Here is an 8,248-nt window from a genome sequence, read left to right as displayed (position 1 = left end):
GACCCCAAGCCTTTCGTCTGGACGAAGACAGCCGACCAGATCCTTGAGTCCCTCGCCTCGTACTGCCGGCGAATTACTGACTCAGCACACTAGGTGGTAGGGGACTTGGACCGGCGCGTGGGCCGGGGGCCGTGGGGGGACCGCACTTCGGCCCACCCGTGGCCCTCACGGCGTCGACGCGCGGCGGTTGCACGGAAGGCCCCCTCATCGACGTCCAACCGGGCGCCTTCGACGTGCAGTCGAGGTGCTTTCCGCGGGGCGGTGACGCCGGAGACGGGCGGAACGCCCACCGTGCCGGGCGGCCACCGCCGGCACCGGCCGCTACCAGAACCAGCGGCCAGGACCGGCTGGTCTGCCCGGCCGGGAAGGGTGGTGCTCCTGCACCCCACCAGTCGGCGCGCGGGTGGAGCCGCAGGGGGCCGGGCCGGGGCCCGGTAGGCGAGGCATCCCTCCTCGTGCGGTGGCGGGCCGAGCCGAGGAGCGGCGGGGTCAGGCTCCGGCCTTTCGCTTGTTGTAGACGTCGAAGCCGACGGCAGTCAGCAGTACCAGCCCCTTGATCACCTGCTGGTAGTCGGTACCCACGCCGACCAGCGACATGCCGTTGTTCAGCACGCCCAGCACCAGGCCGCCGGTGAGCGCTCCGAGGACGGTTCCCACACCGCCGCTCGCGGAGGCGCCGCCGATGAACGCCGCGGCGATCGCCTCCAGCTCGAAGTTGATGCCGGCCTGCGGCGTACCGGCGTTGAGCCGTGCGGCGAAGACCAGCCCGGCCAGGGCCGCCAGGACGCCCATGTTCACGAAGGCGAGGAAGACGACCCGCTTGCTCTTCACCCCGGACAGCCTCGCCGCCGCCTCGTTGCCGCCGATGGCGTAGGTGTGCCGGCCGAGGATCGAGTTGCGCATCACGTATCCGAAGCCGACCAGCAGGACGCCCAGGATCAGCAGGACGATCGGCGCCCCGTGGTAGCTGGCCAGCAGCAGCGTGAAGGCGACCACGGCCGCGGTGATCGCGCCGAGCTTCACCAGGAACAGCCCGGCCGGAAGCGGTTCCAGCCCGTACGAGGCGGCCCGCCGCCGTCCGCGCACCTCCTGCAGGATCGCGATGGCCAGTACCGAGAGACCCAGCAGCAGGGTGAGGTTGTGGTAGTCGGTGTGCGGGCCGACCGCGGGGAGGAAGCCGCTGCTGATGTTCTGGAAGCCCTTGGGGAACGGCGCCACCGACTGGCCCTGCAGGAGGATCTGCGTCCCACCGCGGAACAGCAACATGCCGGCCAGCGTGACGATGAACGAGGGGATCCCGAGACAGGCGATCCAGAACCCTTGCCAGGCACCGGCGAGGGCCCCGATCAGCAGCGCGACCGCCAGCGCCAGGGGCCACGGCATCTTGTGTTCGACCATCATCACCGCCGCGGCCGCCCCGACGAAGGCGGCGAGCGACCCGACCGAAAGGTCGATGTGCCCGGCAATGATGATGATCATCATGCCGATGGCCAGGATGAGGATGTAGCCGTTCTGCTGGATCAGGTTGGTGATGTTGAGCGGCTGGAGCAGGATGCCGTCCGTCCAGAACTGGAACAGCAGCACGATCAGCGCCAGCGCGACCAGCATCCCGTACTGGCGCAGGTTGCCGCGCAGCGCACGGGCCACTACGGCACCGGCCGACGATCGGCGGCCGGTTTCCGGGCTACGGGGCGCTGTCTCTGGGGTGGTCTCGATCCGGGCCATGCCTCACACCTGCTTGTCGGGGTATGCCGCGCTCATGGTCATGAGCCGCATGAGGGATTCCTGGGTGGCCTCGGCGCGGGTCACCTCACCGGTGATCCGTCCTTCGGCCATGGTGTAGATCCGGTCGCACAGGCCCAGGAGTTCGGGGAGCTCGGAGGAGATGACGAGTACCGTCTTGCCCTGGGAAGCGAGTTCGGCGATGACGGTGTAGATCTCCGCCTTGGCGCCGATGTCGATGCCCCGGGTGGGCTCGTCGAGGATCAGCACCTCCGGATCGGCGAAGATCCACTTGCTGAGGACGACCTTCTGCTGGTTGCCGCCGCTGAGCTTGCCGGTCTCCGCGAACACCGAGGGGGCCTTGATGTTCATCGTCCGCCGGAACGTTTCCGCGATCCGCGCCTCCTCGTGCCGGTCGACCCAGCCCCGCCGGGCGACCTTGCCGAGTGCGCTCAGCGAGATGTTCCGGCTGATGTCGTCGCCCAGGTTGAGGCCGAGCTGCTTGCGGTCCTCGGTCACGTACGCGATGCCGTGCCCGATCGCCTCCGGCACCGTCCGGGTGCGGATCTCCCGGCCGTGCAGCCGCACCCGGCCGCCGGTCCACCGTCCGTACGAGCGGCCGAAGACGCTCATGGCCAGCTCGGTGCGGCCGGCGCCCATGAGGCCGGCGACGCCGACGATCTCACCCCGACGGACGTTCAGCGAGGCGCCGTCGACCACCTTGCGCCGGTGGTCGATCGGGTGTCGGACGCTCCAGTCCTCGATCTCGAAGGCGACCTCGCCGACCTGCGGGGCGCGCTCGGGGTAGCGGTGTTCCAGGTCGCGGCCGACCATGCCACGGATGATCCGCTCCTCGGAGATGCCGTCGGAACCGATCGCGATGGTCTCGATGGTCCGCCCGTCGCGCAGGATGGTGACGGCGTCGGCGACCCGGGCGATCTCGTTCAGCTTGTGCGAGATGAGGACGCAGGAGATGCCCTGGGCCTTGAGCCCGAGGATGAGGTCGAGCAGCTTGCGGCTGTCCTCGTCGTTCAGGGCGGCCGTCGGCTCGTCCAGGATGAGCAGCTTGACCTTCTTGGCGAGCGCCTTGGCGATCTCGACCAACTGCTGTTTGCCCACGCCGAGATCGGCGATCCTGGTGTGCGGGCTCTCGTCGAGACCGACCTGCCGGATCAGTGCGGCGGCGTGGGTCAGCGTCCGGTCCCAACTGATCACGCCCCGAGTGGCGTGCTCGTTGCCGAGGAAGATGTTCTCGGCGATGGACAGGTAGGGCACCAGCGCGAGTTCCTGGTGGATGATCACGATGCCGCGCTGCTCGCTGGCCCGGATGTCCCGGAACCGGCAGGGTTCGCCCTCGAAGCGGATCTCGCCTTCATAGCTGCCGTGCGGGTGGACGCCGCTGAGTACCTTCATCAGGGTGGACTTGCCGGCGCCGTTCTCACCGCAGACGGCGTGCACCTCCCCGGCGGCGACGGTCAGGTTGACCTCGGAGAGGGCCTTGATGCCGGGAAACGTCTTGCTGATCGACCGCATCTCGAGAACGGGTCGGGCCATGGTCGTGCATCCGTATCGTCGGGGGGGGGGCCGGGGGGGGGGGGGGGGGCCGCCCCCCCCCCCCCCCCCCCCCCCCCCCCCCCGCCGGTTCGGCGTCGCCGACCCGTCGGTCGGGCTCCGTGGGCGTGGGCTACTTGAGCTGGTCCTCGGTGTACTGGCCGCTGTCCACCAGGACCTTCCGGTAGTTCTCCTTGTCGACGCTGACCGGCTGGAGCAGCTGCGCCGGTACGGTCTTGACGCCGTTGTCGTACTGACTGGTGTCGTTGACCTCGGGCTTGCCGCCGGTCAGCAGTGCGTTGCCCATCTGCACTGCGGCCTTGGCCAGTTGGCGGGTGTCCTTGTAGACGGTCTGGGTCTGCTCGCCCGCGGTGATCGACTTCACCGACGCCAGCTCGCCGTCCTGGCCCGTGACGACGGGAAGTGGCCGGCCGGCGCCGTAACCGACGCCCTTGAGCGAGGAGATGATGCCGATCGAGATGCCGTCGTACGGCGAGAGCACGGCGTCGACGCGGGCGGCGGTGTACGACTTGCTCAGCAGGTTGTCCATCCGGGACTGGGCGAGCCCGCCGTCCCAGCGCAGGGTGGCGATCTGGTTGAGGGAGGTCTGACCGCTCTGCACGACCAGCTTCTTGTCGTCGATGTACGGCTGGAGGGCGCTCATCGCGCCGTTGTAGAAGAACGTGGAGTTGTTGTCGTCCGGTGAGCCGGCGAACAGCTCGATGTTGAAGGGGCCCTTGCCCTCCTTGAGGCCGAGTTTGTCGACGATGTAACTGCCCTGGAGGACGCCGACCTTGTAGTTGTCGAAGGTCGCGTAGTAGTCGACGTTCGCGGTGCCGCGGATCAGCCGGTCGTAGGAGATGACGGGGATGTGGGCGTCGGCTGCCTTCTGCAGCACGTTGGTGAGGGAGGAACCGTCGATGGCGGCGATCACCAGCAGCTTGGCCCCCTTGGTGATCATGTTCTCCACCTGGGAGACCTGGTTCTCCACGACGTTGTCGCCGTACTGGAGGTCGGTCTTGTAACCCTTGGCCTGGAACTCCTTGACCATGTTGTTGCCGTCGTTGATCCAGCGCTCCGAGGACTTGGTCGGCATCGCGATGCCGATGAGGCCCCCCTTGGCGTCTTTGCCGGCCTCGCCGTCGCCCGCTCCGTTGGCGCTCTGGCCGCAGGCTGTCAGCGACAGCGTGAGACCCACGGTGACAAGGCCCGCTGAAAGCTTCCGCACAGTTCCTCCAGTGATGTTCCGCGACCGGCACGGTGCGACCCGGATGGGCGACCGGAAGCGGTCGAGCGGGGCCGGCCGGGAGTCGTCTTCTCGCGCTGTGCGAAGCCCGGAGTCGCAGCGTCTCCGGCCTGGCGATACCCGAGTGTTAACGCTCACAAGTACGCCGTCAAGGGTCTGTTCGGATCGCCGTTCAGTCTTCAACAACGGTGCGGGCGATCAGCTTTCCGGGAGTGCGCCCGGAGACCGCCTGCCGCTGGTCTACTCGAGGGCGGAGCTGACCGCGTGCTCGCATCGCCTTCGTCAAGGGTCGGTAGCGTACCGTGGCCCGGAGTCGAGGAGGGAAGTCCGAGTGGGAAACGACAACGCCGGGACCGAGCGTCGCCACCCCGTGATGGCGGACGTGGCGAAACTGGCCGGCGTGTCCCACCAGACGGTGTCCCGGGTGCTCAACGGCGCCCCGCATGTGCGGCCCGGCACCCGGGAGCGGGTGCTCGCCGCCATCCGGGAGCTGGACTACCGGCCCAATTCCGCTGCCCGCGCGCTGGTCACCCGCCGCTCGCAAACGCTCGGCGTGGTCAGCTTCGAGTCGACCCTGTACGGTCCCGCCTCGATGCTGCACGGCATCGAGCAGGCGGCGCGCAGTGCAGGGTATTTCGTCAGCGTGACGAGTCTGGCCACCCTGGACGGCCGCTCGGTTCAGGAGGCTGTCGACCGGCTGCGTGACCAGGGTGTGGAAGGCGTGGTCGTGATCGCGCCCCAGATCTCCGCCGTCAGCGCGGTGACCAGGCTCTCCAGCTCCGTGCCGGTCGTCGCGGTCGGACCGGGCAGCCAGTCGCGGGTTCCGATGGTCTCGGTGGACAACCGGTCCGGCGCCGAAGCCGCCACCAGGCACCTGCTCGATCTGGGTCACCGCACCGTGCACCACCTGGCCGGCCCGGCGGGCTGGCTGGAGAGTCAGGACCGCCAGGAGGGCTGGCGCGGCGCGCTGGAGGCTGCCGGAGCCCCCGTGCCGCGCGTCGAGCCCGGCGACTGGAGCGCCCGCGCCGGCTACCAGGCGGGCTCGCGGATCGCTGAACTGGGCGACGTCACCGCTGTCTTCTGTGCCAACGACCACATGGCGCTCGGGCTGCTGCGCGCCCTGCACGAAGCCGGCCGCTCGATCCCGGGCGACATCAGCGTGGTCGGCTTCGACGACATTCCCGAGGCCGCCTACTTCACCCCGCCCCTGACCACCGTGCGGCAGGATTTCGGCGAGCTCGGCCGCCGGGCCTTGGAACTGCTCGTCGAGGAACTGGGGGGCGGTGCGCAGTCCCGTGCTCACGTGCGGATTCCGCCCGAAATGGTGCTGCGTCGCAGCGCGGGACCCGTCACCCGCCGTTGAGCCGGCAACCTCCGCCCCGAGGCTGACCGCCCCTGCGACCCACGCTCACTGCCGCGTCGGACACATTCGACCGAGCTCCGGCATCCCTTGACAGACGTGATTGTTAGCGCTAACACTCTGGTTACGGAAGGATTCCCCCTTCAACTCCGCTGGAGACAAAGCCGGTTCCGGTGCGAAGGATGAGGACGTGACATTGATCCCTGCCGTCCGGGGCTCGGACAGGTACGTCATCGGCATCGTCGCCGACTTCACCGACCCGTCCGCGGCACCCCCTCGCCCCGATCGGCTCCGGGTCGGCTCGCTCACCGTCCAGGCGGCGGAGTGGGCAGGGCCGCCCGGGGGCGTCGCGGTGGCCGCCGACAGTGTCGAAGCGCAGGTGGCCGCCGCAGCGGCCGCGCGGCCCCTCGAAAACGGCCGGCTCCTCGCCCTCATGGGCAACCACCATCTGCCACGTCGTCAGCGGCGCCGCCCTCGCGCCGCCCCTTCCCCGCCGATGACACCCGCCCGTACGGCGGGCGTCGGTCCCCTCCCTGCCGCGTTGAACGGAGTAGTCGCGTGTCGCGAGACGCACTCGTATCCCATGGTGAAGTGACGGTGACCCAGGAGACAGCCGCAGCGCTCCCGGACGGGCGGCGCATCATCCGCTGGACGTTCGGGTCCCCGGAGGGCGTGACGGCGGAGGTGCTCAGTCTGGGAGCCCGCTTACAGGCCCTGCACGCGCCGGACCGGGACGGGCGGTGTGCCAACGTCGTCCTGGGCTGCGAGAGCACAGCGGATCTGTTCGGGGAGGCTGCCTGTTTCGGCGCGACGGTCGGCCGCTACGCCAATCGGATCGCCGGCGGAACGCTGACCCTGGGCGGCACGACGCACCGGCTGGCGACCCAGCAGGACGGCCACACCCTGCACGGTGGACCGGACGGCTTCGCCACTCGCCTCTGGGACGGCGTGCCGGTCCGCGTGGGCAGGCGGGCCGGCGTCCGGTTCCGCATGAACAGCCCCGACGGCGACCAGGGATTCCCGGGCGCCCTCACGGCCGAGGTCACCTACCTGCTCGGCCCCGACGGTGAACTCTCCCTCACGTACCGCGCGACCGCGGACGCCCCGACGGTCGTCAACCTCACCAACCACATGTACGTCAACCTGGCCGGCGAGGGCTGTGGGACGGTGCTCGGCCATCTGCTGCGGGTCGAGGCCGCCCGCTACACCCCCGTGGACGCAGAACTGATACCGCTCGGTCCGCCCGAGTCCGTCACCGGCACGCCGTTCGACCTCCGCGAGGCCCGGACGATCGGTGCCCGCATCACCGAGGAACACCCGCAGATCCGCCGGGTCGGCGACGGTTTCGACCACAACTGGGTGCTCGACGGCGCCGGGCTCAGGCGGGCCGCCGTCCTGAGCCACCCCGCCAGCGGCCGCCGCGTCGAATGCATGAGCACGGAGCCGGGACTCCAGGTCTATACCGGAAACCACTTCGACGGCTCGCTGACCGGCCGCTCCGGACGCCCGTACTTCGCGTACGCGGGCGTCGCGCTGGAGACCCAGCACTTTCCGGACTCGCCCAACCGGCCCGAGTACCCCTCCACCCGCCTGCGCCCGGGGGAGGAGTACCGCTCGATGACGGTGTACCGCTTCTCGGCCGACTAGTGCTGTGGCCGGAAAGGTTTGCCGGGTTGCGGCGTCCGGTGCGGTGGATCGCAAGGCGGAGGGCCGCGGCTCGTACTGGACGTACTTGCGTGGTCCGACATCGAGGCGAGGTGCCGTGCAGGGCGTCGAAACGCGGTGAACCTTGCCGGTCACAGCGCTAGGGAAGACCGCCCGCACCAGCGGCGACGCCGTGAGCCGAACCGATCCGGCGCGGCCCGCAAAACTTCTCGTCCGCACCGCCATCTCTCCGCAGCGGTCCGGGTAGAGGCCGTGACCGCCCTCGGGAGCGCGGGTCCCCGGGAGGTGCGGCCGGAACTCCGCGCCGGTGACCGGCCGCCGGCGGCGCTCGGTGTTCCGTCACCGGCGACGGCCACACGTGGACGACCGTCGCGGCCGGTCCCGCCGCTCCGCCGGCCGGCGCTCATGACCTGCGGCTGACGCTGCACGGCGGCTTCCGCCTGGCCGCCTTCAGCTCCGCCGCGTCCGCGGGACCGGCAGAGGCCCCGCACCCACGAGACCGGCGGCCCGTCCGGGGGGCGGGCCGCCACCCTCCCCACCTCTGTGCCCGTACCCGGGGCAGGGCTCCCCGGGACTGCCGAGATCCGCCACCTCGTCACCTCTTCGACAGAAGGAGATTCCCAATGATGCTGTCAAGCCGCAGTGACGGGCTCTTGAGAGCCGTCTCATGCCGCTGTGGCGGCGGGGATCGGAGCGGTCGCTTC

Annotated in this window: 6 protein-coding genes; 3 read left to right on the top strand and 3 right to left on the bottom strand. The window is 69.9% G+C overall.

Translation table 11 applies throughout. From position 1 onward, the window contains the following. Positions 1-489 precede the first annotated feature (489 nt). The 3 genes from mmsB to chvE form a co-directional block, all read right to left on the bottom strand. On the bottom strand, positions 490-1,725 hold the full coding sequence (gene mmsB / locus ACFYP3_RS36345; protein WP_388842267.1) for a multiple monosaccharide ABC transporter permease: 1,236 nt from the start codon (positions 1,723-1,725) through the stop codon (positions 490-492). Between the two features lie 3 nt (positions 1,726-1,728). After that, complete coding sequence (mmsA, locus tag ACFYP3_RS36340; RefSeq protein ID WP_388842265.1) at positions 1,729-3,276, bottom strand: multiple monosaccharide ABC transporter ATP-binding protein; 1,548 nt, start codon at positions 3,274-3,276, stop codon at positions 1,729-1,731. 130 nt (positions 3,277-3,406) lie between these two features. Then, on the bottom strand, positions 3,407-4,501 hold the full coding sequence (gene chvE / locus ACFYP3_RS36335; protein WP_388842263.1) for a multiple monosaccharide ABC transporter substrate-binding protein: 1,095 nt from the start codon (positions 4,499-4,501) through the stop codon (positions 3,407-3,409). Between the two features lie 391 nt (positions 4,502-4,892). Here chvE and ACFYP3_RS36330 point away from each other — a divergent pair, with 391 nt between their 5' ends. From ACFYP3_RS36330 to ACFYP3_RS36320, 3 genes are all read left to right on the top strand, one after another. Continuing rightward, positions 4,893-5,882, top strand: coding sequence for a LacI family DNA-binding transcriptional regulator (locus tag ACFYP3_RS36330; protein ID WP_388842269.1), 990 nt, complete (start codon positions 4,893-4,895; stop codon positions 5,880-5,882). A gap of 187 nt (positions 5,883-6,069) precedes the next feature. Beyond that, positions 6,070-6,474, top strand: a complete 405-nt coding sequence (locus ACFYP3_RS36325) for a hypothetical protein (RefSeq protein ID WP_388842261.1) — start codon at positions 6,070-6,072, stop codon at positions 6,472-6,474. Positions 6,475-6,476: 2 nt separating this feature from the next. Next, positions 6,477-7,526, top strand: coding sequence for an aldose epimerase family protein (locus tag ACFYP3_RS36320; protein WP_388842259.1), 1,050 nt, complete (start codon positions 6,477-6,479; stop codon positions 7,524-7,526). Positions 7,527-8,248: the final 722 nt, after the last annotated feature.

The organism is Streptomyces sp. NPDC005533 (assembly GCF_042871845.1).
GTDB lineage: Bacteria > Actinomycetota > Actinomycetes > Streptomycetales > Streptomycetaceae > Streptomyces.
The sequence above is the reverse complement of the archived record's forward strand: the minus strand, read 5'-3'. Positions and strand labels throughout refer to the sequence as shown.

Bases quoted from the DNA above. Each gene is read 5' to 3' on its own strand.
- mmsA (WP_388842265.1), bottom strand. From the start codon at position 3,276: ATGGCCCGACCCGTTCTCGAGATGCGGTCGATCAGCAAGACGTTTCCC.
- mmsB (WP_388842267.1), bottom strand. From the start codon at position 1,725: ATGGCCCGGATCGAGACCACCCCAGAGACAGCGCCCCGTAGCCCGGAA.
- ACFYP3_RS36330 (WP_388842269.1), top strand. From the start codon at position 4,893: ATGGCGGACGTGGCGAAACTGGCCGGCGTGTCCCACCAGACGGTGTCC.